Annotated in this window: 21 protein-coding genes; 14 read left to right on the plus strand and 7 right to left on the minus strand. The window is 70.4% G+C overall.

Annotation, left to right across the window (positions count from 1 at the left end):
- Window positions 1–48: 48 nt before the first annotated feature.
- Window positions 49–426 carry a hypothetical protein gene (locus M1203_RS13260; protein WP_249949833.1) on the plus strand — a complete coding sequence of 126 codons (378 nt, stop codon included), beginning with the start codon at window positions 49–51 and terminating at the stop codon, window positions 424–426.
- 117 nt (window positions 427–543) lie between these two features.
- On the opposite strand, the gene M1203_RS13265 is transcribed toward M1203_RS13260, so the two are convergent.
- Window positions 544–2,097 carry a DEAD/DEAH box helicase gene (locus tag M1203_RS13265; RefSeq protein WP_249949834.1) on the minus strand — a complete coding sequence of 518 codons (1,554 nt, stop codon included), beginning with the start codon at window positions 2,095–2,097 and terminating at the stop codon, window positions 544–546.
- A gap of 517 nt (window positions 2,098–2,614) precedes the next feature.
- On the opposite strand from M1203_RS13265, the gene M1203_RS13270 reads away from it, so the two are divergent.
- The 4 genes from M1203_RS13270 (at window position 2,615) to M1203_RS13285 (ending at window position 6,801) form a co-directional block, all read left to right on the plus strand.
- The gene (locus M1203_RS13270) at window positions 2,615–3,247 is read left to right on the plus strand and encodes a DUF6629 family protein (RefSeq protein WP_249949835.1); all 633 of its coding nucleotides are present in this window, start codon (window positions 2,615–2,617) and stop codon (window positions 3,245–3,247) included.
- A gap of 82 nt (window positions 3,248–3,329) precedes the next feature.
- The gene (locus M1203_RS13275; RefSeq protein ID WP_374402848.1) at window positions 3,330–4,037 is read left to right on the plus strand and encodes a beta-glucanase; all 708 of its coding nucleotides are present in this window, start codon (window positions 3,330–3,332) and stop codon (window positions 4,035–4,037) included.
- A 45-nt stretch (window positions 4,038–4,082) separates the two neighbouring features.
- Window positions 4,083–5,996 carry a glycoside hydrolase family 15 protein gene (locus M1203_RS13280; RefSeq protein ID WP_249949837.1) on the plus strand — a complete coding sequence of 638 codons (1,914 nt, stop codon included), beginning with the start codon at window positions 4,083–4,085 and terminating at the stop codon, window positions 5,994–5,996.
- 31 nt (window positions 5,997–6,027) lie between these two features.
- Window positions 6,028–6,801 carry a VOC family protein gene (locus tag M1203_RS13285; RefSeq protein WP_249949838.1) on the plus strand — a complete coding sequence of 258 codons (774 nt, stop codon included), beginning with the start codon at window positions 6,028–6,030 and terminating at the stop codon, window positions 6,799–6,801.
- A 37-nt stretch (window positions 6,802–6,838) separates the two neighbouring features.
- On the opposite strand, the gene M1203_RS13290 is transcribed toward M1203_RS13285, so the two are convergent.
- Window positions 6,839–7,921, minus strand: a complete 1,083-nt coding sequence (locus M1203_RS13290; protein WP_249949839.1) for a DUF475 domain-containing protein — start codon at window positions 7,919–7,921, stop codon at window positions 6,839–6,841.
- Window positions 7,922–8,034: 113 nt separating this feature from the next.
- Between M1203_RS13290 and sthA the strand changes: the two genes are divergently transcribed.
- The 6 genes from sthA (at window position 8,035) to M1203_RS13320 (ending at window position 14,440) form a co-directional block, all read left to right on the plus strand.
- Window positions 8,035–9,438, plus strand: coding sequence for a Si-specific NAD(P)(+) transhydrogenase (gene sthA / locus M1203_RS13295; protein WP_249949840.1), 1,404 nt, complete (start codon window positions 8,035–8,037; stop codon window positions 9,436–9,438).
- Window positions 9,439–9,969: 531 nt separating this feature from the next.
- On the plus strand, window positions 9,970–11,742 hold the full coding sequence (locus tag M1203_RS13300) for an ATP-binding protein (RefSeq protein WP_249949841.1): 1,773 nt from the start codon (window positions 9,970–9,972) through the stop codon (window positions 11,740–11,742).
- Window positions 11,743–11,744: 2 nt separating this feature from the next.
- A complete protein-coding gene (locus tag M1203_RS13305; RefSeq protein ID WP_030353840.1) occupies window positions 11,745–12,155 on the plus strand; it encodes a roadblock/LC7 domain-containing protein in 411 nt (136 codons plus the stop codon).
- Window positions 12,152–12,517, plus strand: coding sequence for a DUF742 domain-containing protein (locus M1203_RS13310; protein ID WP_030353841.1), 366 nt, complete (start codon window positions 12,152–12,154; stop codon window positions 12,515–12,517). The genes M1203_RS13305 and M1203_RS13310 overlap by 4 nt, the downstream gene beginning before the upstream one ends.
- On the plus strand, window positions 12,495–13,103 hold the full coding sequence (locus M1203_RS13315; protein WP_249949842.1) for an ATP/GTP-binding protein: 609 nt from the start codon (window positions 12,495–12,497) through the stop codon (window positions 13,101–13,103). Before M1203_RS13310 ends, M1203_RS13315 begins: the two co-directional genes overlap by 23 nt.
- Window positions 13,100–14,440, plus strand: coding sequence for a cytochrome P450 (locus M1203_RS13320; RefSeq protein ID WP_249949843.1), 1,341 nt, complete (start codon window positions 13,100–13,102; stop codon window positions 14,438–14,440). The genes M1203_RS13315 and M1203_RS13320 overlap by 4 nt, the downstream gene beginning before the upstream one ends.
- 73 nt (window positions 14,441–14,513) lie before the next feature.
- On the opposite strand, the gene M1203_RS13325 is transcribed toward M1203_RS13320, so the two are convergent.
- The 4 genes from M1203_RS13325 to M1203_RS13340 form a co-directional block, all read right to left on the minus strand.
- On the minus strand, window positions 14,514–15,932 hold the full coding sequence (locus M1203_RS13325) for a S41 family peptidase (RefSeq protein WP_249949844.1): 1,419 nt from the start codon (window positions 15,930–15,932) through the stop codon (window positions 14,514–14,516).
- Window positions 15,933–16,095: 163 nt separating this feature from the next.
- Entirely contained in the window at window positions 16,096–16,881 is a 786-nt protein-coding gene (locus tag M1203_RS13330; protein ID WP_249949845.1) for an amino acid ABC transporter ATP-binding protein, read from the minus strand.
- Window positions 16,878–17,771 (minus strand): amino acid ABC transporter permease, encoded by an 894-nt coding sequence (locus M1203_RS13335; protein ID WP_249949846.1) that lies wholly within the window; start codon window positions 17,769–17,771, stop codon window positions 16,878–16,880. The genes M1203_RS13330 and M1203_RS13335 overlap by 4 nt, the downstream gene beginning before the upstream one ends.
- The gene (locus tag M1203_RS13340) at window positions 17,768–18,649 is read right to left on the minus strand and encodes an ABC transporter substrate-binding protein (RefSeq protein WP_249949847.1); all 882 of its coding nucleotides are present in this window, start codon (window positions 18,647–18,649) and stop codon (window positions 17,768–17,770) included. Before M1203_RS13340 ends, M1203_RS13335 begins: the two co-directional genes overlap by 4 nt.
- A gap of 299 nt (window positions 18,650–18,948) precedes the next feature.
- Here M1203_RS13340 and M1203_RS13345 point away from each other — a divergent pair, with 299 nt between their 5' ends.
- From M1203_RS13345 to M1203_RS13355, 3 genes are all read left to right on the plus strand, one after another.
- Window positions 18,949–19,956 (plus strand): alpha/beta hydrolase, encoded by a 1,008-nt coding sequence (locus tag M1203_RS13345; RefSeq protein ID WP_249949848.1) that lies wholly within the window; start codon window positions 18,949–18,951, stop codon window positions 19,954–19,956.
- A gap of 133 nt (window positions 19,957–20,089) precedes the next feature.
- On the plus strand, window positions 20,090–21,109 hold the full coding sequence (locus tag M1203_RS13350) for a helix-turn-helix domain-containing protein (RefSeq protein ID WP_249949849.1): 1,020 nt from the start codon (window positions 20,090–20,092) through the stop codon (window positions 21,107–21,109).
- A gap of 91 nt (window positions 21,110–21,200) precedes the next feature.
- The gene (locus tag M1203_RS13355; protein ID WP_249949850.1) at window positions 21,201–21,950 is read left to right on the plus strand and encodes a class I SAM-dependent methyltransferase; all 750 of its coding nucleotides are present in this window, start codon (window positions 21,201–21,203) and stop codon (window positions 21,948–21,950) included.
- A gap of 81 nt (window positions 21,951–22,031) precedes the next feature.
- Here M1203_RS13355 and M1203_RS39030 read toward each other — a convergent pair whose 3' ends face one another.
- Window positions 22,032–22,556 (minus strand): DUF5954 family protein, encoded by a 525-nt coding sequence (locus M1203_RS39030; RefSeq protein ID WP_249949851.1) that lies wholly within the window; start codon window positions 22,554–22,556, stop codon window positions 22,032–22,034.
- Between the last annotated feature and the right edge of the window lie 100 nt (window positions 22,557–22,656).

A 22,656-nucleotide genomic window follows, 5' to 3' on the forward strand; every position in this document is an offset into this window, starting at 1 on the left:
CTTCATACGCCCACTCAGGGCGCCGCCCGCGTAGTAGAGTCGGCGCCCATGTCGAAGCCTGATCATCTGCTTGTTGACATCGCCACCACCGTGGAGTCCGAGCAAAGCAATCAGATGTCCCTCACCGTGGTCGTCCAGGGCGCCGTCATCACAGGACGGCTGGCGCCGGAAGTGGTGTGGAGGGAGCGGGTCGCCGAGGTCCTGGAGGACTCCGAGCGGCTGGGGCCGTTCGCCGCCGTCTTCGGACCGCCCGGCGCTGACGCCCGCTCACCGCGACCGGACGAGCCGCCCACCCATCTGCATTTCCATGTCGCCCGAATCCTCCAGGGAAGTCTCGGGATCCCGGAGACCGGCGGTATGTACCGCATCGCCATCGGGGATGTGAACGCCTGGACAGTGGGAGACCTCAGCTACTCCGACGGCTGAGACCGTCCGCTCCCTCTCCGAACCCCCCGGGCCGTCTCGGTCGGCCCGGCACACCACAGGGGAAGGGCCCCGGTACCAGCTGGTACCGGGGCCCTTCCGCCGTGTTCGGCCACCGGCTCAGGCGGTGCCGTTACGGGGCGACTGGCGCTGCGCGCCGCCGGTGCGCGCCTTGGCCGCGGAACCGGCGGAGCCGCGGCGGCCCTGACCCCCGCGGCCGCGGCCACGGGCCTGGGAGGGACCGCGCCCGGCCCGCTCGGGAACCGGCGCGGTGATGGTGACCGGAACGCCCGAGGGCGCCTGGGCACCCGTGATACGGCTCAGTTCGGCCTCGCCCGAACGGACCTGGGCGGTCTGCGGGGTGATGCCCGCGTCGGCCATCAGCCGGTTCATCTCACGCCGCTGGTTCGGCAGGACCAGCGTGACGACACTGCCGGACTCGCCGGCCCGTGCGGTGCGCCCGCCGCGGTGCAGATAGTCCTTGTGGTCGCTGGGCGGGTCGACGTTGACGACGAGGTCGAGATTGTCGATGTGAATGCCGCGGGCCGCCACATTGGTGGCCACCAGCACCGTGACATGGCCGGTCTTGAACTGGGCGAGCGTGCGGGTGCGCTGGGGCTGGGACTTGCCGCCGTGCAGCGCGGCGGCGCGTACCCCGCTGTTCAGCAGATGCTCGGTGAGCCGGTCGACGGCGTGCTTGGTGTCCAGGAACATCAGCACCCGGCCGTCGCGCGCCGCGATCTCCGTGGTGGTGGCGTATTTGTCGGCGCCGTGGACGTGGAGTACGTGGTGCTCCATCGTGGTGACCGCGCCCGCGGACGGGTCGACGGAGTGCACCACCGGGTCGTGGAGATAGCGGCGGACCAGAAGATCGACATTGCGGTCGAGGGTGGCGGAGAACAGCAGCCGCTGGCCCTCGGCGCGTACCTGGTCGAGCAGCGCGGTGACCTGGGGCATGAATCCCATGTCGGCCATCTGGTCGGCCTCGTCGAGCACCGTGATGGCGACCCGGTCCAGCCGGCAGTCACCACGGTCGATGAGGTCCTTGAGCCGTCCCGGGGTGGCGACGACGATCTCCGTGCCGCCGCGCAGCGCGCTGGACTGCCGGCCGATCGACATTCCGCCGACGACCGTGGCCAGCCGCAGCCTCAGCGACCGGGCGTACGGGGTGAGCGCGTCGGTGACCTGCTGCGCCAGTTCCCTGGTCGGGACGAGGATCAGCGCCAGCGGCTGCTTGGGCTGGGCGCGCTGTCCGGCGGTGCGGGCCAGCAGCGCCAGGCCGAAGGCGAGGGTCTTGCCGGAGCCGGTGCGCCCCCGGCCGAGCACGTCCCGGCCGGCCAGCGAGTTGGGCAGCGTGGCCGCCTGGATCGGGAACGGCTCGCTGACACCCAGGGCGGTGAGCGTCTTGAGCAGTTCGGACGGCATGTCCAGGTCGGCGAAGGACACGGCCGCCGGCAGGGCCGGGGTGAGGGTGACCGGGAGGGCGAACTCGCCCTTCGGCGCGGCGGGGCGCCGCCCGGAGCCACCGCCGGAACGGCCCGGGGCGCCGGAACGACCCTGGGAGCCGGAACGGCCGGCGGCGCCCGAGCCGAAGCGGCTGCCCCGGCCGGAGCCGGCGGAGCCGCCCGTACGGGTCCGGGAGTAACGGTCGTTCGTGCGTGCTGCGCGGTTCATTCAGAACCTTTCTCGATGGGCACGTATCGAGAATTCTCGGCAGGAAATCCGCACAGAGAATCGCAAGAACGAGCCGATACATATAGAAACCAGAGCCGGTCCGGGGCGGTGAACAGCCGGAACCGCGCGTCGTGTTCCGGGCACCGTCAATGTGTGCGGAACGGGCTCTGTGAAAAGCGCGGGAAACTCCTTCGGGGCGTTCAGCCCGGAGATCCGCACTGCGCGGACCCCACGTCACCGCGGTGATCACCCCGTCCGGAGAATGCCCGGAAATAGAAAAGCGCACCCACCGGCGGATAGAGCCGGTAAGAGCACTTGAAGTCGTTGGGAACCACAACCGCAACTGAGATCAACAGTAGCACGGCGCGAGCGGCCGGGCACAGCGGGCATTATCACTCCACCCGCCCTGCCACAAATCTTCATCGCCCATCAAGCTGAGTTCTGCGTCGATGACCACAGAAATTGGCGCCGCGCGGGCGGCCGGGCGGGAAACGGGCGGACGCGTACCGTGGTACGGGTGTGCTGGAGTGCGACAGCCGATCTTGTGGCGGGCGCCGGTATCACCGTGGTCGGCGTGGCCTGTGTGGCGCGCGTGCGCAGGGCCCGTGATCTGCCGTTCGCCGCGCTGCCGCTGCTCCTCGGCGCCCACCAGATCATCGAATCGGTCGTGTGGCGCTCGGGCGGCGGCGCGGGCCCGGCCACCCTCGCCTGGGCCGTGATCGCGCTGCCCGTACTGGCCGTGTGGGTGCCGTTCGCCGTGCTGCTCGCCGCGCCGGCCCGGGCGCGGCGCCGGCTGATGGTTCCGGCCGCGATCGGGCTCGGCACCGCGGCGGCGCTGTCGTACTTCCTCGTCCATCGGACGGTGACGGCCGAGATCCGCGGCCATACCGTCGGGTACGCGCTCGGCCTCCCGCACACCCCGTTCTTCGTGGTGGCCTATCTCCTCGCCACGGTCGGCGCCCTGCTCATGGGCGGCGATCCGGCGGTGCGGCTGCTCGGCGTGGTCGTCGCGTACGGAGCCGTGGTGTGCGCGGCGTTCTGGCGGCTGGAGTTCATCTCCACCTGGTGTGCCCTCGCGGCGCTGGCGTCCGTCCTCGTTCTCGTGTGGACCCGGCGCCTCCCGGCGGGCCACCCGCCACGCACGGGGTGACGCACTGGCCGGGCGTACGAACACATGACCGCCCCCGCCCACGCGGTCCGGCCACCCCCGCGCCCGGCCCTGGATCCCTAGCATGAGAACGGTGAGCAGCGGTACGCCCGACCCGTCCCGGACGCCTTGTACGCCCCGTACACCACGCTTCACCGCCGACTTCTCCTCCACGGAACAGTGGGTCGCGGGGCACTCGTGGGCGTATCCCGGCGGCGGGCCGACCAATCCGGGAGACAACAAGCTCGATCATCTCGTACCCGACCCGGAGTACAGCCGCGGCGGCGTCTTCCGGGCGACGGCCCGCTCCGACGGCTACTGGAACACGGGGCTGCTGACCACCGAGGGCAGCCCCGAGGAGTTCACCGTCCGCACCGGAGACGTGCTGGAGACGCGCGTACAGCTGCCCACCGAGACCGGCGCGTGGCCCGCGATCTGGACCTGGCTGGACGGCGGGAACGAGATCGACATCTTCGAGTACCACCCCGACAACCCCCATCTGCTGGAGCTCTCGAACCATGTCCGGGGCGGCCTGCGCTACTACACCCACCCGGCGATCGGCCCCGGCACCTGGGTGGAGCTGAAGGTGGAGTTCCGGTCCGGGACCGTCGTCTGGTGGGTCAACGGCCGGCGCGTCTTCGCCGACGGGAGGGGCGTGGGCCGCGACTGGCGGGCCCATCTCATCGTCAATCTCTCCGTCTGCGCCGGCCGGTACCACCCCGCCCCGGAGCCGGGGGTGACCGCCATGTCGTACCGGGTCGACTATCTGCGGGTGTACGGCGCCCGCTCCTGAACCGACATGCGGGCCGGAGGCCGGTGCGCGAGACTCGACAGCACGATGAACGAGGACGCTCAGAAGACGGACACCCCGACCGGGGACGAACGGGACGAGAAGTATCTGCCGATCGCCGAGCACGGTCTGATCGGGGATCTGCGGACCGCGGCGCTGGTGGGCACCGACGGACGGATCGACTGGTTCTGCGCTCCCCGCTTCGATGCTCCCAGCGTCTTCGGGTCACTGCTGGACGCGGAGCGCGGCGGCTGCTGGACCATCCGGCCGGTGTGCCAGGTCTCCACCCACAACCAGTTCTACTTTCCCGACACGAACATCCTGATCACCCGCATGCTCACGGCGGACGGCATCGTGGAGGTCCAGGACTTCATGCCGATCGTGCGGGAGCAGGACCCGCACCACCGGCAGCGGCTGGTGCGCCGGGTGGTCAACGTGCGTGGCCGGATGCGGCTGGGGGTGCGGATCGCGCCGAGGCTGAACTACGGGCGTGACCGGCACCGGCTGGAGCGGATGCCCGACGGCGTACGGTTCATCGGCGACGTCCTCGCGCTGTCGCTGCGCTCCTCCGTCGCTCTGGAGCTCGACGACACCGACGCCTACGCGACGTTCGACCTCGCCGAGGGCGAGACCGCCCTGTTCGACCTCGAAACGGATTACGCCTCCGTGTCCCTCGCCGCGGACGCGGGCATCGGCGGGGCCACCGGTCCTGTGCCCTGCGCGGTCGACGCCGAGGCCGCGGAAGCGCTCTTCCTGGCCACCAAGGACTTCTGGCGCCGCTGGCTGCGCCAGTCCACGTACACCGGCCGCTGGCGTGAGACGGTGCACCGCTCGGCGCTGACCCTCAAGCTGCTGACGCATGAGCCGACGGGCGCCATCGTCGCCGCGCCGACGCTCGGGCTTCCCGAACAGCTCGGCGGGGCGCGCAACTGGGACTACCGGTACGTATGGATCAGGGACGCCGCGTTCTCCCTGTACGCGCTGTTGCGGATGGGCTTCACCCAGGAGGCCCAGGGGTTCATCAGCTGGCTGGCCGAGCGGCTGCGGGCCGCGACGGACGGCAGGGTGGGTCCGCTGCGTGTCGTGTACTCGATCGACGGTCACGACCATCTCCCCGAGGAGGTGCTCGGACATCTGGAGGGTTACCGCGGCTCGTATCCGGTGAGTATCGGCAACAACGCCAGCGACCAGCGCCAGCTGGACATCTACGGCGAACTGATCGACTCGATCTATCTGTTCAACAAGTACGGCGCGGGCATCTCGCACGAGAGCTGGACCGATCTGTGCGAGATCCTGGAGTGGCTGCTCAGACACTGGGACAGCGCCGACCAGTCCATCTGGGAGACGAGGGCGGGCCAGCAGCACCACACGTACTCCCGGCTGATGTGCTGGGTCGCCGTCGAGCGCATGATCAGGATGGCGCGCCAGCGCGGACTGCCCGGCGATCTGGTCCGCTGGACGGCGGCGCGGGACGAGATCTACCACCAGATCATGGAGCGGGGCTGGGATCCGCGGGCCCGTACGTTCGTCCAGCGGCTCTCGCTCGACCCCGGCCGGCCTCCGGAGAACATCCTGGACGCCTCGCTGCTGCTGATGCCCATGGTCAAGTTCATCTCGCCGGTCGATCCGCGGTTCCTGTCCACCGTCGAGGCCATCGCCGACCGGCTCGTCATGGACAACCTGGTGTTCCGCTACGACCCGTCGCAGGCCCCGGACGGGCTCGACGGCTCGGAGGGCACGTTCTCGATCTGCTCGTTCTGGTGGGTGGAGGCGCTCGCCCGCACCGGCGAGGTGGAGCAGGCGCGGCTGGCGCTGGAGAAGATGTTCACGTACGCCAACCATGTGGGCCTGTACGCCGAGCAGATCGGGCTGACCGGTGAGCATCTGGGCAACTTCCCGCAGGCGTTCACCCACCTCGCCCTGATCAGCTCGGCGATCAACCTCGACCGGGCGATGGGCTGAGGGCCGGAGCGGAAGGGAGCGGACAGGAACCATGCCGGCGTCACGTCACCCCCTCTCCGGGGCCCCCTGCTGGGTGAGCCTGATGGCCCGCGACCTGGAGGCGGCCCAGGTCTTCTACGGCGCGGTCCTCGGCTGGACCTTCCGGCCCACGGCCCTGGGCGACGAGTTCAGCCTCGCGCTCAACCAGGGCGCGGCGGTCGCCGGTATCGGGGCTCTCGCTCCGAGTCTTCAGGCCGCGGTCGCCTGGACCCCTTACTTCGCCGTCGACGACGCCGACCTGGTCGCCGCCCGTATCCGGGAGCGGGGCGCGACCGTGGCGGTGGGGCCGCTGCCCATGCACACGGGCCGTGCCACCCTCGCCGCCGATCCGGACGGCGCCGTGTTCGGCCTCTGGGAGGGCAGGACCGTCGCCGGCTGGTCCGTGGGGCGGGGCAGCGCGCCGGCGCGGCTGGAGCTGCGTACCAGGGACGCGTTCGCCGCCGCCATCTTCTACGGGCAGGTCCTCGGCTGGGGTTCGGAGGAGAAGGAGGGCCCCGACGTCCACTACGAGGACGATCAGGTGCTGGTCCGCGTCGGCGCGCACACGGTCGCGGCGCTGCGCGGCGGAGCGATCGAGAGCGCTCCGAACCCGCAGATCAGACCGCGCTGGCATGTGTACTTCCGGGTGGCCGACGTGAGCGCGGCCACGCGGGCCGCCGCCGAGGCCGGAGGCGTCGTCGTCACTCCCCCGGGTCTCACCCGGGCCGGGGAGGAGGCGACCCTCCGCGACCCCGACGGCGGCCTGTTCACCGTCATCTCGGAGTGACGGCACCATTCCCAGGTGCCGCCGCCGTTCTCACGGGTCACGCGGCCAGACGGGCGTTACGACGGACCGAGGACCAGAAGGACCAGCCGATCAGGACGACGCCGACGAGTCCGGTGACGAGTTCGCTGATCTGGTACTGGATGGTGATGAGCAGGATCAGCGCGAGCGCCCCGATGGCGTAGTGCGCGCCGTGCTCCAGATAGACGAAGTCGTCGAGTGTTCCCTGCCGGACCAGATAGACCGTGAGCGAGCGGACATACATCGCCCCGATGCCGAGGCCGAGGGCCATCAGCACGATGTCGTTGGTGATGGCGAAGGCGCCGATGACCCCGTCGAACGAGAACGAGGCGTCGATGACCTCCAGATACAGGAACATGAAGAACGCGGCCTTGCCGGTGAGCGCGAGCGCCGAGCCGGCTCCGCGCTTCCTCTCGGCCTCCTCGACCCGTTCCTCCTCGTCCTCGATGCGGTTCTCGAAGAAGCGGGAGAGCCCGCCGACGATCAGATAGGTGATGAGCCCCGCGACCCCGGCCGTCAGCACCGTCTGAGCCTTGTCCGCGTGTGCGCCGCCGTGCTGGTGGGCATGGGTGGCGACCGTCATGGACGCGACGAGCAGCACGATCAGCGCGATACAGACCGCGAGCATGTCGACCTGGCCGAGCTTCGCCAGCGGCCGCTCCAGCCACGCCTGCCACTTGATCTCCCGGTCCTCGAAGATGAAGTTGAGGAAGATCATCAGCAGGAAGATGCCACCGAAGGCGGCGATCGACGGATGGGCGTCCGTCACCAGTTGCTGGTAGCGGTCCTTGTCGTCGATGGCCAGTTCCACCGCCTTGACCGGGCCGATCTTGGCGGTGAGGGAGACGATCAGGACGGGAAAGACGAGCCGCATGCCGAAGACGGCGATCAGCACACCGACGGTGAGGAAGATCATCTGCCAGAAGGCGCTCATCTTCTTCAGGATCCCGGCGTTGATCACCGCGTTGTCGAAGGAGAGCGAGATCTCCAGGACGGCGAGGATGGCGACGATCCCCAGAGCCGCCCAACCGCCGTACAGCCCCCCGACGGCGAGGCCAGCCGCGGTGACGACAAACGCCCATCTGAATGTTCTCAGAATCACTGTTGATCCATTCCTCCTCGGTGAGGACGGGCCTTCCCCCGATGAGGCCCGGTCAGGATCTCACCGTGAAGCCGGCTCTTCCCGGAAACACGCGCGACTGACAGACTCCTCCCGTGCCCGACTTCGACATGCTTGTCATCGGATCAGGACCGGGCGGCCAGAAGGCCGCCATCGCGGCGGCCAAGCTCGGTCGCAGGGTCGCTGTGATCGACCGCCCCGACATGGTCGGTGGTGTCTCCATTCATACCGGAACCGTGCCGTCCAAGACCCTGCGCGAGGCGGTGCTCTATCTCACCGGGCTGGCCCAGCGGGATCTGTACGGCCAGAGCTACCGGGTCAAGGAAGAGATCACCGTCGCCGATCTGACGGCACGCACCCGGCATGTGGTCGGCCTGGAGGTCGATGTCGTACGCAGCCAGCTGGCCAGGAACCAGATCACGCTGCTCGCGGGCACCGGCCGGTTCATGGACGACCACACCGTCGCCGTGCGGGACGCCACCGGCCAGGACCGGCTGCTCACCGCGGAACACATCGTGATCGCCACCGGCACCCGGCCGGCCCGTCCGGCGAGCGTCGAGTTCGACGACCGTACGGTCCTGGACTCGGACAGTGTGCTCAGCATGGAGAAGGTGCCCCGGTCCATGGTGATCGTCGGCGCCGGTGTCATCGGCATGGAGTACGCGTCGATGTTCGCCGCCCTCGGCAGCAAGATCACTGTGGTCGAACAGCGCGCGGGAATGCTGGACTTCTGCGATGTCGAGGTGGTCGAGGCCCTCAAGTACCGGCTGCGGGATCTGGCCGTGACGTTCCGCTTCGGCGAGACGGTGGCGGCGGTCGAACGGCACGAGGAGGGCACGCTCACCATTCTGGAGAGCGGCAAGAAGATCGCCGCCGACGCCGTGATGTACTCCGCCGGGCGCCAGGGGCTGACCGATGAACTCGATCTCGGCAAGGCGGGTCTCTCCGCCGACAAACGCGGCCGGATAGCGGTCGACGAGCATTACCGCACCGAGGTTCCGCATATCTACGCCGTCGGTGATGTCATAGGCTTCCCCGCCCTGGCCGCGACCTCGATGGAGCAGGGCCGGGCCGCCGCCTATCACGCGTGCAATGAGCCGGTCAATCCGATGCACCATCTCCAGCCGATCGGTATCTACACCATCCCGGAGATCAGCTTCGTCGGCCGGACCGAGGACCAGCTGACGAAGGAGCGGGTGCCGTTCGAGGTCGGTGTCTCCCGCTATCGCGAACTGGCCAGGGGCCAGATCGTCGGCGACGCGCACGGGGTGCTGAAACTGCTGGTGTCCCCCGAGGACCGGCGGCTGCTCGGAGTGCACTGCTTCGGCTCGGGGGCGACGGAGCTGATACATATCGGCCAGGCCGTGATGGGGTGCGGCGGTACGGTCGACTACTTGGTGGACGCGGTGTTCAACTACCCGACGCTCGCCGAGTCGTACAAGGTCGCCGCTCTCGATGTGACCAACAAGATCCGCGAGATCGACCGTATGAAGCGCTGAGCCCGCCGCCCGGCTGCCGTCGGGACAGGGCGCCCCCGACCGTATGACAGCGGGCCTACCGGCCTTTGCCGTTTCTTTGCTTTCAGGAACAACTGCCGTCCAGGGAACCCCGAAGGGGATACACGAGACCCTGGACACTCTTTCGCGCGCCCCCGGGGCCGGGGTGCCACGAGGGGAAGACCACCTCGCCAGACGGGTCGAGCGGGGCTCCCGACGCCCCGCTCGTTCGCGACAATCATGCACAGAACAACACCGGCGTGCGCCCACCGGCGTACCACATCCTCGTCACTCCCAGTGGCCCCGAGATGACTTCGGGGGAGGCCGGGCGGATATACGATCCCCCAACAACGTCTGGTGAAGAGGTAGTTCAACCCGTGATCAAGTCGCATGGCCGTGGTGGGACTGAGATACCCCGCCGACCGGCGCCCTCGCACTCGGCAGTCGTACCGGCTCCGCGCCGCCCCCACTCCCCGTGACCATCGCCGGGTGAAGCCTCCGCACCACATTTCTCAGCCAACTCGAAGGTTCTCCATGGCACGTTCCCCCGCGCCCTCTCCCCGCTCCCGCAGGTCGCCGTGGCTTTGGCGGGCGACCCTGCTGACCGCCCTGGCCGCGTTCGCTGTCGCGATCGTGCCCATAGCGCGCCTCGGCACCGGCGCGGCCGTGGCCTACGGCGTGGTCGTGCTGCTGGTCCTCGTCTCCCTGTCGGTGCTGCGCGCACAGCACCGGCGCGCCGAGTCCGATGTGGTCCGCCACGGCGACGAGACACGGGAGCGGGAGGCGGACGCGGCCCGTCGCGACACCCGCTGGCGCACCCATGTCCAGCACCAGGCCGAGCTGGTACGGGAGGAGGTCGAGCATCTCGTCAAGGAGCGGCTGCCCGCGGCACTCTCCAGGGGGGAGATCCCCGGCCCGCTGCATGGCCCCGACCGGCTGGGGGAAGGGGTCACCGACTGGTTCGGCCGGCTGCTGACCGAGGTCGCCGAGGCGGTGGACCATCGCGAGGAGTCGCAGCGGCTCGCGCTGGTCGAGCTGGCCAGCCGGGTGCAGACCTCGGCACACCGGATCCAGGCGGCGGTGACGGGGCTGGCGGACCGCTATCCCGGTGACGCCGATCTGCTGGAGACCACCATGCAGGTGGATCACGCGGCGACCCAGCAGGCCAGGCACGCGCAGAGCCTCAAGGTGCTCTGCGGCGAGTGGCCGGGGCAGCAGTGGCAGAAGCCGCTGGCGATGGTGGACGTGGTCCGGGCCGCGTCCGGACGAATCGTGGCGTACAAGCGCATCGAGGTCACCGGCGACCCGGATGTCGGGGTCACACCGTCGGTCGTCGAACCCCTGATCCATCTGCTCGCCGAACTGCTCGCCAACGCCACCGAGTACTCACCGCCGCGTACGGGTGTGCCCGTGACCGTACGCACGGTGCAGCGCGGTGCGGTCATCGAGGTGGACGACGGCGGTCTCGGCATGGACGAGTACCGGCTGGCCGAGGCGCGCGAGATCGTCTCCGGCAGCCGGCTGCTCGGGGTCGGCGAGGTCGGCGAGATCCCGCAGACCGGCTTCCCGGTCGTGGGCCGGTTCGCCGACCGGCACGGCTTCCAGGTCGACCTGGGCCCTTCACCGTACGGCGGTGTCCGCGCCGTGGTGCTGGTGCCCACGGGGGTGCTGGAGACCCTCGCCCCCGCCGGTACCACCGCGCCCGTCCCTCCCGTACCCCAGGTACCCCAAGTGCCCCAGCCCAGCTCAGCGCCCGACGCCTTCGGCACCCCGTCGGAGCGAACCGCCCCCGGGGACGGCCTCGTCGCCGACCGGCCGGCCATCGCTCACCCGGCCGTCTCCGCATCCGCCGTCTCCGCGTCAGCCGTCTCCGAGCCCGCGGTCTCCGAGGCCGCCGTCTCCGCATCCACCGCTCCCGAAATCGCCGCTCCCGAGCCCGGGACGACCGTGCCCGTCGATTCCCGGCCCGCCGCCCCTGCGAGCGCCGCGGCTCCGCCACCCGAGGTGTCCGTGCCCTCCGCGCGCGACGCGACGGTCCAGGACGCCCCGGCCTCCGGCGCGTCGGCCCTCCCCTCGCGAAACGGCCGCCGGCTCCCCCAGCGCCGTTCACGGCGCGACGAGTACGCACCCGCAGTCGAGGCGGCCCCCACCGCCCTCACACCGCCGGGCACACCGGAACAGGCCGGTGACTGGATGGAGCAGTTCTTCGAGGGCGGCCGGGCCGTCCCGACGTCCGACTCCGTCCCGTACGAGGGCCAGGACGGCTCTTCCTCCCCCACCCCCGATTCACCGGAAGGACTGACGTGAGCATGAGTTACGTGGAGAACCCGGAGCAGCGAGGCTGGATGATCGCCGAGGTCGCCGCGGTTCCCGGGGTGCGCGAGGTGATCGTCTTCAGCGCCGACGGACTGCTGCTGGCCAGTTCCGAGGGGATGAACCGGGACTCCGCCGACCGGCTGTCGGCGAACTGCTCGGGTCTCCAGTCCCTGGCCCGCAGCCTGGGCCGGGAGTTCGGCGAGGACGGCGGAGCCGTCCATCAGCAGATGGTGGAGTTCAACGGCGGTTTCCTCTTCATGCGCAGCGCCAACGGCGCCCATCTCGCGGTGGTGACCGGCCCCGTGGTGGACCCGAAGCTGGTGGCCCGTCAGATGCAGGCGCAGGTCATGAAGATCGGCGCCGGGAATCTGAGCAGCCCGCCGCGACAGGAGTCCGCGCGGTGAGTGAACCGGACGGTGAGTACGCGGCCAGTGCGTTACGTCCCTATGTGATCACCAAGGGACGCTCCAGGCCCTCCCGTAACACCATAGGAGTCGAGACCCTCCTCATCGCCGTCGATCCCCCGCGCGACGTTCCGGTCTCCGCGACGCGGGAGGAGCGCGCGCTGGTGCGGATGTGCGAGCGGCTGCTCTCCCTGGTGGAGGCCGCCGCCCATCTCGAACTGCCGGTGAGTCTGGTGAAGGTGCTGGCATCCGATCTCGTCGACAGCGGCCATCTGTCCGCGCGCTCCGGCGTTCCGCAGGCCGTTCTGCCCGACTCGCAACTGCTTCAGGAGGTACTGGATGGTCTCCGTCGGCTCCGCTGACCGCTACTTGCCCGACACGGTCCAGCAGGCCGTCAAGATTCTCGTGGTGGGCGCTTTCGGCGTCGGGAAGACCACCCTGGTCGGCTCGGTCAGCGAGATCGCACCGCTGCGCACGGAGGAGGTGATGACGGAGGCGAGTGTCGGCGTGGACGATCTGGCCGGGATGAGCACCAAGACCACCACGACGGTCGCCATGGACTTCGGCCGGATCACCCTCAACTCCTGGCTGGTCCTCTATCTGTTCGGCACCCCGGGACAGCGGCGGTTCTGGGATCTGTGGGACGGCCTCGCGGAAGGCGCCCTCGGGGTGCTCGTCATCGTCGACACGAGGCGGCTGGAGGACAGCTTCGACGTTCTGGAGCAACTGGAGCTTCGGGGGCTGCCGTTCGCGGTGGCGGTCAACCAGTTCCCGGACAGCGAGGAGTACGGGGTGGAGGAACTGCGCGCCGCGCTCGATCTGTTGCCGGAGACGCCTGTGGTGATGTGCGACGCGCGTGAGCGTGCCGCGTCGGTGGACGCGCTGATCAGCCTGGTCGAGTATGTGTCGAGCGTCGGTGCGGTACGTGCCAGGGAGACCGCTTCATGAACCGCTCCTCGCCGCCCGCCCCGCCTCCGGCGCTCTCCCCGCCACCCGGTTGCCCGGCCCCCTCCCCCTCCCTCCTCTCCCTCGATCGCCTCGATACCCCCGATAGCCCCGATCCCCTTGATACGGAGCTGCTTCCGCTCTCCGCCGCGACCGGCGCGAGCCGGCCCCGCGAGGTCTACCGCCGGCTGCGCGAGCGGTACGGCAACGTCGCCCGCGTCGAGCTGGAACCGGGCGTACCGGCCTGGCTCGTCATGGGCTACCGGGAGTTGCTGACGATCACCCGGCAGGAACAGGTCTTCTCCCGCGACGCCCGCAACTGGCGCGATCTCGACAAGGGCGTGGTCTCACCGCGTTCCGCGCTGCTGCCGATGATGGCCCGGCGTGCCGATGTCATCGGCACGGACGGCCCCGAGCACCGTCGGCTGCGCCAGCCGCTGGACGACGGTGTGGCGCGGATCGACCAGCGCAGGGCGCGCCGCCAGGTCGAAACTCTCTGCGCCGAGCTGATCGAGGAATTCTCCCGGCGGGGCCGCGCGGATCTGGTGAGCCAGTACGCGACGATCGTGCCGACACTCTCCATCGCCTCCCTGTTCGGTCTGGACGGCACGGAGGGACAGGAACTGCTCCGTGCGCACCTCGCCCTGTCCGGCCCCGCCGACGGCTCACGGGACGGCGACCGCCACTTCGAGGAGATCCTGGTCGACGCGTTGCGCGCCCGGCGGGAGAACCCGACCGACGATCTGACCACGGCGTTTCTCAACCACCCCAAGCTGGAGAGCGAATCGGAGCGTCTCCAGTCGATGGTGGTGATGGTCTCGGCGGGGAACGAGACCGTCACGTCCTGGATCTCGGGCGCGCTCCGGCTGATGCTCACCGATCCACGCTTCGGCGCCCGGTCACACGGCGGCCGGCTCGGTGTGGACGACGCCCTCGACGAAGCCCTCTGGCGCGACCCGCCCATGAACAACATGCCCGCCCGCTACGCACTGCGCGACACCGAACTCGGCGGGCGCCGCATCCGCCGCGGCGACGTCCTCATCCTCGGCATCGCCGCCGCCAACGACGACCCCGCCATCCGCCCCGACGACACCGCAGGAGAACCCGGCAACCGCGCCCACCTCGCCTTCTCCGCCGGCCCCCACGTCTGCCCCGCACAAGTACCCGCCCGACTCATCACCCGCACCGCCGTCAACACCGTCCTGCACCTGCTCCCCGACATGAGACTCACCATCCCCGCCGACCAGGTCGCCTGGCGCCCCTCACCCTGGACACGTATCCCGGTCTCCCTCCCCGTGGAGTTCTCACCGGCCGGGGCCCGGATCCCCGGCCCCCGGTGAACCGCCCCGTCGGACCCGCCCCCGAGCACATATGACCAATGATCGAGCGATATCGCGGGCGGGAAACCGGCGTTCAGGACCGCGTCGGCAGCACCTCGGTCGCCCGGTCGAACGCGGAGTCCCGCCGATGGGCGAACTCCTCCTCGGTGAAGACGGGTTCCGGTAGGTGCGCCGGGATACCGGCACCGTCGAAGGTCTCGCCCGAGCGGGTCAGGAACTCCTCGTTCGGCAGCCAGAACGACCATCCGTTCGGCAGCTCGCGCCGCAGGATGTCCGAGAAGACGCCCTGGGTCGGCTCCCCGATCCGTACGGTCCTGCCGGGACGGTCGATGAGTGCCTGGGTGAAGGTCTCCCCGGCGCTGTAGGTGGTGCCCGCCGTCAGCACGGCGACGGGCCCGGTGAACCGGGGCGCTCGCGCCGGTTGTACGTACAGGGGCTCCGGCCGGGTGAAGCGGGTCGGATCGGCCGGGTCGTTGCGGGCCCGCTTGGCGTAGGCGAAGTACGGACGGTCGGTGAGACGGGCGGCGATCCGCGGTCCGAGAGCGTCGGACCCGCCACCGTTCACCCTCAGGTCGATGATCAGCCCGGTCAGTCCGGTCGTGCGCTCACGGGTGAGAATCGCATCCAGGGCCCGGTCCAGCTCGGCGCTGTCGGTGGCGTAGGTGTCCTCCTCCGTATAGCCACTGAAGCCGGAGACACGCACATACCCCTGTCCGCCGGGCAGATCCGCGTAGCCGATCCGCCCGCCCGCGAACTCCTGGAGCTGACGGCCGCCCAGATCGCGCCGCTCGACATACTCCTTGGTCCGGTTGTCCAGCTCCGGCCCCGGTACCGCGGTGCCCGGCCTGCTCTGCGCGAAGACGCCCGCGGGGCCCCCGAGGACGACGACATGGGCGTCGTACAGCGGGCGCACCATCTCGCTGAGAACAGCGAACAGTTCGGCGTCGGTCGTGTTCTCGTGGACCATGGGGCGCAATCGCTCCCGGACCGCCGACCAGTCGATCCCCTTGGCGGCGAAGAACGGATAGTTCTCCTCGAAGGTCGCCCAGAAGACATCGAAGGTCGCCACGGGACCGGTCGCCTGCTCCCGGGCGCAGGAATCCGGCAGCGCCGCGATACGGAACAGGGTCCTCTCCCCGACCGACCCGTCCACACGCATCGAGGCCCGGTCCCGGCTGTCCGTCGAGCGCAGGGTGAAGACATCGCCGTCGTCGTCGGCGTACCGAGCCGATCCGGCGTCCCCGCCGGTGCGACGCGCCGGCGCGCCCTCCAGACAGCCCACAGCGGTGGTCTGGTACTCCCGCAGAACACCCTCCTCCGCCGCGAGCACCGTCCCGTACCCGTCTGTCCGCCACACTCCGGTCGGAGGCCCCGGACGCGATGTGGCGCCCGCCGGGGGCGCGGGGATGGCGACACCGCCCACCACCGAAAGCAGCGCGAGCGCCGCCACGACTCCGGTCGCCGACCGGCCCGAAGAACTCTTCCCGCGCATGCTCAGGTCTCCCCCGTCGATCGTTCAGGTACGACTCCCATGATCCGATCGACCGTGGTCGTGGAACATACCGCTGGCCTCACGATGGGACTGGGGAAAACCTCAGTTCGCCGACGTGCCACCGGCACAGCCGGCCCGACTCGTCACAGCCGGCCCCGACTCGTCACAGCCGGCCCGCCTCGACGATTCGCCGAAGGAAGCGCCTCGTGCGCTCCTGCCGCGGATTCCCGAACACCTCCTGAGGCGACCCGCGCTCCAGCACCACCCCGTCGTCCAGGAAACACACCTGGTCCGCGACCTCACGGGCGAAGCCCATCTCATGGGTGGCCAGCACCATCGTCATCCCGTCGCCCTTCAGATCGCGTACGACCGAGAGCACCTCACCGACGAGTTCGGGGTCGAGCGCCGCCGTGATCTCGTCCAGGAGCAGCAGCCTCGGCCGTACCGCGAGCGCGCGTACGATCGCGGCGCGCTGCTGCTGACCGCCGCTGAGCCGGTCCGGGTACTCCCCCGCCTTGTCCCCGAGACCGAGCCGTTCCAGCAGCTCGCGTGCCCGCGCCTCCGCCTCCTCACGGGAGACGCCGAGGACTCTGCGCGGCGCGAGCGTGATGTTCTGAAGGACCGTCATATGAGGGAAGAGGTTGTACGACTGGAACACCACCCCGATGCGGCGGCGCACCGCGTCCGGATCGGCCCGCGGGTCGGTGATCTCCTCGCCGTCGAGGAAGATCGCGCCGTCGTCGATCTCCTCCAGCAGATTGGCGCACCGCAGCAGGGTGGACTTGCCGGAGCCGGAGGCACCGATCAGCGCGGTCACGGTGTGCGGGGCCACATCGAGACTGACATCGCGCAGGACGACCCGGTCCCGTCCGAAGGTCTTGCGTACGGACTCCAGACGCAGCACCGGCCCGTCGCCGCCGCCCGTCGCGCGGACCTCGTGGGCGGTCATACGGTTCCTCCCTGGACGCGTCGGCGGTCCATCCGGGCCGTGACCCAGTCCGTGAACCGGGTCATCGGGATCGTCAGCGCGACGAAGACGAGGCCGGCGACCACGTACGGCGTGTAGTTGAAGTACTTTCCGGCGATGATCTGCGCCGCGTACACGGCGTCCACGGCGCCGGCGATCGAGACGAGTCCTGTGTCCTTCTGAAGCGACACCAGATCATTGAGCAGCGGCGGCACGACACGCCGTACGGCCTGCGGAAGCACGACGTACCGCAGTGTCCTTGCGCTGGACAGTCCCAGCGAACGGGCCGCCGCCCGCTGGGAGGGGTGTACGGACTCGATGCCCGCCCGGAACACCTCGGCGACATAGGCGGAGTACGTGAGGACCAGCGCCGTCCCGCCCAGCAGTACCGGGTCCGTGGTGACGCCCTCCAGCCGCAGCGCCGGGACCCCGAAGACGACCATCAGCAGGCAGATGATCAGGGGCAGTCCGCGGAAGAAGTCGGTGTAGGCGGTGGCCAGGGCACGCACCGGGAAGAAGACCGGGCCGCGCAGGGTGCGGGCGACGGCGAGCAGCAGTCCGAGCAGCAGGACGCACACCCCGCAGATCGCCAGCAGCCGCAGATTGAGGAGCAGTCCGTCGAGGACCTTGGGCAGGGCCATCCGCGCGTACTCGGCGCTGAAGAAGGTCTCGCGGGTGCGCTGCCAGCCGGGCGAGCCCGTGATGACAAGGAACAGGACGACGCCGGTCACGAGGGTGGAGAGCGCGGCGACGGCGGTGGCCCGGCGGGCGCGGGCGCGCTTGTACCGCTCGCGCGCGATCCGCCGTGCCGAGGGCGTGTAGGTGTCCTCGCCGTCGTCCTTCGTCAGCCGGACGGTGTTCGAGGAGGTCACTTGAGCACCGGCGCGTCCACGGCGTCGGAGAGCCACCGCTTCTCCAGCGCGGCGAGCGTGCCGTCCGCCCGCAGTCCGTCGACGGCCTCGGTGACGCAGGTCGTGAGCGCGCTGCCCTTGTCGAGGACGAGTCCGAACCGCTCCGCGGTGCCCGCCGAGTCCGCGAACTGGCCGACGACCTTCGCGTCCGGCACCTCCGCCGAGGTGATGTAGAAGGCGGTGGGGAGGTCGACGACGATGGCGTCGACCTGACCGTTGCGCAGCGCCGACTTGGCGAAGTCGTTCTTCTGGTAGACGGCGGGCTCCCGCGTCGGTTTGATGATCTGGTTGATCGTGTCGAGGCTCGTGGTGCCGACCTGCGCGCCGAGCTTGGCGCCCTTGAGAGCGGCGGCGTCCGTGGCCTTGGCGTACGGGGAGTCCTTCAGCGCGATGACGGCCTGCCGTACGTCGTAGTAGCCCGAGGAGAAGTCGACGGCCTTCTCGCGCTCGTCACTGATGGAGATCTGGTTGATGTCGAAGTCGAAGTTCTTCTCGCCGGGCGCGAACGAGTTGTTGAACGGCACGGTCTGCCAGACGACGTGGTTCTTCTCGTACCCGAGGGCCTTGGCCACGGCATAGGCCACCGCCGACTCGAATCCCTTGCCGCTCGCCGGGTCGTCGTCCTGGAACCAGGGCGCGTAGGCGGGCTTGTCCGTGCCCACCGTCAGCTTTCCCTTCGCTTCCGTGGGCATCGTCCCCGGGTCGCAGGAGGACGCGGCGGACCCGGAGGCGGTGGCGTCGGCTTCGGTCGAGGTGTCCTGCGGGGCGCAGGCCGTGGCGGCGGCGATGACGAGGAGGGCGGGGAGCGCGGGGAACAGGCTTCGGGCGGTGAGGTGCATGGCGGGAGAGTGGCACCGCGTGGGGGGACCTGTCGAGATCAGGGCGTTGCGATCGCATGAATTCCGCCGGTGGGCGGGCTCGCGTGGCCGGGATCCGCCCATCGCGCGCGCCAAGCGCGTCGCCCGGCACCCCGCACAGCGCGCCCGACCGTACAGCCCGCGCGGCACTCGTAGGGCCCGCGCGGCACCCGCCGTCCGGCGGACGATCTCCGCCGTTTGGCACTCCCTGCGGGCTCGGGACCGGAGGCAGGATGGCCGTACCGGTCTCAGGGACGTGACCGCGACGTAGGGAGATGCCCATGAACGCCACCCCGCTCTCCGGTGCGCAGGACGACCGGTACGGTCCGCCGCCGCCGTTCGATCCGGAACTCGCGGCGGCGCTCGGTCTCATCGGTGAGCAGATAAGCGCCCTCGTGAGCCTTGATGACATCCCCGCCCTGCGCGAGAGCAGAATCGTGGTGGGGCCCTCGGACGAGGAACTGCGGCAGGACGGTGCCTTCGAGATCGAGGAACGCACGGTGGCGGGCCCGCCGGGCGAGCCGGAGATCTCCCTGCTGATCGGCAGGCCGGCGGGGGCGGGCACGGCACTGCCCGCGCTCTACCACATCCACGGTGGCGGGATGATCCTCGGCGACAACAGGGCCGGTTTCGACTCCCTCCTCGACTGGGCGCGGGAACTGAACCTGGTCGTGGTCTCGGTGGAGTACCGGCTGGCCCCCGAGCATCCGCATCCGGCGCCGGTGGAGGACTCCTACGCGGGACTCGTCTGGACGGCCGAGCACGCCGACGAACTCGGCATAGACCCCGGCCGGATCATCGTCGCCGGGGGCAGCGCGGGCGGTGGGCTGGCCGCCGCCGTCGCGCTGCTGGCACGCGACCGGGGCGGACCCGCGCTGGCCGGGCAGATGCTGATGTGCCCCATGCTCGACGACCGCAACGACACGCCCTCCAGTCTCCAGATGGCCGGCCTCGGCCTCTGGGACAGGGCGGCGAACCACACGGGATGGACAGCCCTGCTCGGGGACCGGCGCGGCGGGCCCGATGTCCCGCCGTACGCCGCGCCCGCCCGTGCGACGGATCTGTCGGGGCTGCCCCCGGCGTTCATCGACGTCGGTTCGGCGGAGACCTTCCGGGACGAGGACGTGACCTACGCCACGCGGCTGTGGCAGGCCGGTGGCCAGGCCGAGCTGCATGTGTGGCCGGGCGGCTTCCACGGCTTCGAGGGCCTTGCGCCACAGGCGGCGATCTCCCAGGACGCGCGGAACGCCCAGCTGAAGTGGCTGCGCAGAGTGCTGGCGGCCAGCTGACACACGGACGGGCCGACGGACCCGCGCGCGGGCTCTCGGCCGGACCGGGATCCGCCGGAAAGGGAGAAACCGGAAAGGGAGAAAAGGGAACGGAACGCTTGGCACCGGCCGCGCGGAGAAGCAGGATGAGGGAGTGAAGGAGCTCGCGGGCAAGCTTGCGGCGCTGGACCCCGACGCGGGCGCGGCCCTCCATGTGATCGCGTACTTCGACCGGCTGGTCGAGGGCCGCGCGGGCCTGGAGTCGCTGGTGCGCGGCGCGGCCGTGCTGTCGGGCTGCCCGGCCCGGCTGGTGGACGACGAGCGGGGCGTACGCATCCGGGTCGACGCCGACGGCGTACGCCACAGCCGCCTGGGACCAGTGCTGTCGTCGTGGATGTCCGCCCCGCTGGCGCCCGGCGGCGCCCCGGCGGTCTGGCTGGAGCGCGCGGGACCGCCCGACGGGGTCCACGCGATGGTGCTGGAACGGACCGCTGCCGCCGCCCGTGTGGTCCTCGACCGGACCCGCGGCCGGGCGCCGCTGGCGGGCCCGGCCGCCGATCCCGCCTCGGTGGAGGTACTGCTCGACGCGTCGGCCCCGGAGCACGCCCGGTGGCGGGCGGCCGTCCGGCTCGGGCTGCGGAACGTGGCACTGGCCCGGGTGGTGGCGCCGGTGGGGGATGTGCCGGTGGTCGAGGCGGCGCACTCCCCGGACGTCCGGCCGCCGCTGTCCGCCGGCCGGCGCGCGGGTGTCGGTCCCGCCGTGCCCGTGCTCGAACTGCCGGCGTCCGCGGCCGCGGCCCGGACCGCGTCGCTGTTCACCGCGGAGGGCACCGATCAGGACCCGGGGCCGAGGACGGTGTACGCGGACGAGTTGGGCGGGCTCGCCCTGCTGGCCGGCTCCGTCGGCCCGGACACGGAACCGATCCCCGATGTACGGGCGCTGGACCGTGCCGTCGCCGCGGCACCCTGGGCGGCCGGCACCCTCCACACGGTCGCGTACGCCACGAGCCTGCGCGCCGCCGCCACGGAGCTGAACATGCATCACTCCACGCTCCAGGACCGGCTGGCGCAGGCACAGCAGTGGCTCGGCTGGCCGGTGCAGGATCCCCGGGGACGGCTGCGGCTGCAACTGGCCCTCGCGCTGAGGCGGCTGCACCGCAACCTCCGCCTCTGAGGGACGCCGTCGGACGTGTCGCGGCGGCTCGGGAGTCCCTGACCGGCACCTCCCGAGGACGCGTGGGGCTCTGTCGTTACCCTGGGCCTTGATGTTCACACCTCAGGGCCCGACCCTTCGCGAACTCGCCGTGCAGGCGTTCTCGTCCATCGAGCACGGCTATGACCTGCTGGCGCCCAAGTTCGACCACACGCCGTTCCGTACGCCCGATCATCTGCTGGACGCGGTGGTACGTACGGTCCGGCCGCTCGGGCCGTTCGCCACGGGGCTCGACATCTGCTGCGGCACCGGGGCCGGAGTGGGTGTGCTGCGGCGGTTGTGCGACGAGCGGGTCATCGGTGTCGACTTCAGCGCGGGCATGCTGGCCGCCGCCGGGGCCTCCTCGGCCGGCCCGGCGTCCGCCGCCTCCTCCGAGTTCACCTCGGCGGCCGTGGACTGGGTACGTGCCGACGCGCGCGCCCTGCCCTTCGCGCCGGTCTTCGATCTGGCCGTCAGTTTCGGGGCGTTCGGCCATTTCCTGCCCGCCGAACGGCCCGTGCTGTTCGCGCGGGCGCACGCGGTGCTGCGTCCCGGCGGCCTGTTCGTCTTTCCTCTTCCGGCCCCGCCCCCCGTCGGCTCCCGGCTCTACTGGGCGCTCTGGGGCTTCGACACGGCGATGCGGCTGCGCAATCTGCTCTGGCATCCGCGATTCGTCATGTACTACCGCACGTTCAGGCTGCCCGAGGTACTGGACGAACTGGCCCGTACGGGGTTCACCACCGAACTCCTCCCGCTGACGGATCTCGGCCGACGCCCCGACGGGAGCCCTCGATGTGCCCTGGTGGTGGCACGCCGGGGGTGAGCGCCGTACCCCATGGGGGTGCCCGCGTAGGCGTGCCCCCATGGGTGTACCCCCATGGGCCCTGTCGGACCGGGGAACCGCTCAGTCGTCCAGCTCCCGTCCTGGTCCCCGGGGCCCCGGACGTTCGTCGAGCACTTCCGGAAACTCCTGGTCCCGGGGCTGCGGCGGCTGCGGGCCATGGCCGGTCATGATGATGGTCTGCTCGATGCGCACCACGCGGTAGACATCGCCGCCGATGATCACTTGGTTCTCGCCGCGTACGACCGCCTCGGCCGCCCGGGTGAAGCGCGGTCCCAGCTCGCCCGCGTCCAGGGCCCGTACCCGCAGCACATCGCGGAGATCCGTCCTGGCCTCCGCCTCGGCCGGAACAGCCGGGAAGAGCTGTCGCCAGCCGCCGTCCTCGTGGAGCATCGCCGAATACGCCGTGTAGTGCGAGACCGATGTCCGCTCCCAGTCGGGTCCGTTCACCGGGAACTTGCGCCGCAGCGCCTCCTCACGTCGGCCCAGCTCCAGCAGCCGCCGGGCCGCCGCGTCATCGAATAACTCGCCGACGGACTCATCGTCCGCCGTCTCATCGTCCGCTGCCTCATCGGGGTTCGCGCTCACCCGAGTAGCGTGCCGCAAAATGGTGCTCCCCGAGCGCGGTACGGGAGGATCTTCCGGGGTAAATCCCGCCATTTTTACGTGGTGCGGATCGGCCGATGAC

Source organism: Streptomyces sp. 35G-GA-8, from assembly GCF_023534745.1.
GTDB lineage: Bacteria > Actinomycetota > Actinomycetes > Streptomycetales > Streptomycetaceae > Streptomyces.

Coding starts and splice junctions, on each gene's coding strand:
- M1203_RS13260 (WP_249949833.1), top strand. CDS start 49: ATGTCGAAGCCTGATCATCTGCTTGTTGACATCGCCACCACCGTGGAG.
- M1203_RS13265 (WP_249949834.1), bottom strand. CDS start 2,097: ATGAACCGCGCAGCACGCACGAACGACCGTTACTCCCGGACCCGTACG.
- M1203_RS13275 (WP_374402848.1), top strand. CDS start 3,330: ATGAGAACGGTGAGCAGCGGTACGCCCGACCCGTCCCGGACGCCTTGT.
- M1203_RS13280 (WP_249949837.1), top strand. CDS start 4,083: ATGAACGAGGACGCTCAGAAGACGGACACCCCGACCGGGGACGAACGG.
- M1203_RS13285 (WP_249949838.1), top strand. CDS start 6,028: ATGCCGGCGTCACGTCACCCCCTCTCCGGGGCCCCCTGCTGGGTGAGC.
- M1203_RS13300 (WP_249949841.1), top strand. CDS start 9,970: ATGGCACGTTCCCCCGCGCCCTCTCCCCGCTCCCGCAGGTCGCCGTGG.
- M1203_RS13305 (WP_030353840.1), top strand. CDS start 11,745: ATGAGTTACGTGGAGAACCCGGAGCAGCGAGGCTGGATGATCGCCGAG.
- M1203_RS13315 (WP_249949842.1), top strand. CDS start 12,495: ATGGTCTCCGTCGGCTCCGCTGACCGCTACTTGCCCGACACGGTCCAG.
- M1203_RS13320 (WP_249949843.1), top strand. CDS start 13,100: ATGAACCGCTCCTCGCCGCCCGCCCCGCCTCCGGCGCTCTCCCCGCCA.
- M1203_RS13325 (WP_249949844.1), bottom strand. CDS start 15,932: ATGCGCGGGAAGAGTTCTTCGGGCCGGTCGGCGACCGGAGTCGTGGCG.
- M1203_RS13330 (WP_249949845.1), bottom strand. CDS start 16,881: ATGACCGCCCACGAGGTCCGCGCGACGGGCGGCGGCGACGGGCCGGTG.
- M1203_RS13340 (WP_249949847.1), bottom strand. CDS start 18,649: ATGCACCTCACCGCCCGAAGCCTGTTCCCCGCGCTCCCCGCCCTCCTC.
- M1203_RS13345 (WP_249949848.1), top strand. CDS start 18,949: ATGAACGCCACCCCGCTCTCCGGTGCGCAGGACGACCGGTACGGTCCG.
- M1203_RS13355 (WP_249949850.1), top strand. CDS start 21,201: ATGTTCACACCTCAGGGCCCGACCCTTCGCGAACTCGCCGTGCAGGCG.